Source organism: Massilimicrobiota sp. An105 (genome assembly GCF_002161155.1).
Classification (GTDB): Bacteria; Bacillota_I; Bacilli_A; order Erysipelotrichales; family Coprobacillaceae; genus Allocoprobacillus; species Allocoprobacillus merdigallinarum.
The window spans coordinates 1-1,906 of the sequence record NZ_NFLY01000098.1; the positions used below are offsets into that span (position 1 = coordinate 1).

Sequence of the window (1,906 nt, forward strand, 5' to 3'; positions counted from 1 at the left end):
GCCTATTCGACCCAATAGACTCTTTGGAAGATGGAATGTCTATACCAAGAAACCAACAACACTCAAATATAGAGTTGATGGCAAACGAAATCCCAAAGTTAGAAAAATGAAAAAGGGATTTTTGCGTACAAAATACTAATCAGTAGTATAGACATCATTTTCTAAAGAAATTATAACTTAAAAACTTAAAAAAATCATTAAAAATGATAAGTGTCTTTTTGCACTTTTTTTTAGCGCAGAAAGAAAAAGAGAGAATTTTGAATTTAATCAAATATTCTCTCTATTGTAATGTTATTAAATTGACGACATTGACTGAATCTTAGTTCTTTTTTTGTTTAAACTGATTATTTTTGGAAAGAATATCACATGGTGATATAAATATGAATCAATCTTATTGGCAGAAAACTTCATCTATTCAAAGATGTGCATCTATTCAAGATGATATGGATACAGATATTGTTATTATTGGAGCAGGAATGGCTGGGGTTTCACTGGCTTATCAATTAAAAGATTTACCCTATCGTGTTATTGTTGTAGATAAAGATCAGATTGCAAGTCATACGAGTGGACATACGACTGCAAAACTAACGGTTTTACATGGGAAAATCTATCCACTTCTTAAAAAACATTATAATATACATTATGCACATCTGTATTTTCGTTCGCAAGAGGAAGCGTTGAATACAATTAAAGATATTATTCGTAAGGAAGATATTGCATGTGATTTTCAGGAAAACGATGCATATGTATATACTGATGATCCTCAATATGTTTCTATGATTCAGGAACTTGAGTACATATTAAAATCTTTTCATGTGGAAGTCGTCAAAGATTCACAACATTTAGCATCAGTTGGCTTAAAGCATCAAGCGGTTTTTCATCCTTTGAAATATATGTATGGGTTAATTGATAAGTGTCAAAAAGATGGTATAGTTTTTTATGAAAAGAGTATGGTTGAAAGTATTGAACGCAAAAAAGATGGTTTTATTTTAAAAGTCAATCATCATAAGATTCGAAGTCGTTATGTTATTCATGCGACAAGGTATCCTTTTATTAAAAAAGGGATTTATTTTGCAAAGTTGTTTCAGACAAAAGAGAATGTTGATTTGCGAAACAAAGAAGGGAATCAAAGTTTGCTATGTATAGATCATACTGATAGTTATAGACCGGTACAGGATAAGGGAATATATATTGATATGGCGAGTCAAGAATGGTATGCATTAGATAGTGTGCCATTACGTGGAGTACCTTATATTGGTGAGATAAAACCGGGAAGTCAGGAATATGTAATTTATGGTTTTCAAAAATGGGGCATGACATTATCTCAGGTAGCGGCCAAATTAATTAAAGATTTAATTTTACAGCAAGAGAATCCCTATAAGAGTTTATATAGCTGTCAATATTTTTCACTATCTTTTGCTAAGGAATATCAAAAGAAAATCATGAATTCATATTATAAGGGTTTTATATATCCAAGGTTTCATTATAAGAAAGTGAATCAAATACAAAATGGTGAAGGTGCTATTGTTCGTGAAAATGGGAAACTCAAAGCAGTCTATAAAGATGAAAATGGAAAATGTCATGTATTTTCTCCATATTGTCCGCATTTAAAATGTATTATAGAATTTGATCAAAAAGATAAGATATGGTTGTGTCCGTGTCATCAGTCAACTTATGATGCTTATGGTCATTTAATTGATGGACCGAGTTTGCATTCTTTAAAGAAAAAAGAGAAATGACATTATATAATTAAGGATGTGATAAAGAGAGAAAAAAGAGGGTTAAATAAAAAAACGAAAAAAAGTAAAAAAAAGACTTGCAAAGGCAAGGGATAGATGGTATTATAGATGAGCACTCGACGAGAGGGCACAGGGACATTGAAAACTGAACAGTAAACACGTCAATA

1 protein-coding gene is annotated in these 1,906 nt (G+C 31.0%); it reads left to right on the plus strand.

What is annotated here, in order from left to right; translation table 11 throughout:
* Positions 1-380 precede the first annotated feature (380 nt).
* The gene (locus B5E48_RS13345; protein WP_087305626.1) at positions 381-1,739 is read left to right on the plus strand and encodes an FAD-dependent oxidoreductase; all 1,359 of its coding nucleotides are present in this window, start codon (positions 381-383) and stop codon (positions 1,737-1,739) included.
* Positions 1,740-1,906: the final 167 nt, after the last annotated feature.

Bases quoted from the DNA above. Each gene is read 5' to 3' on its own strand.
- B5E48_RS13345 (WP_087305626.1), top strand. From the start codon at position 381: ATGAATCAATCTTATTGGCAGAAAACTTCATCTATTCAAAGATGTGCA.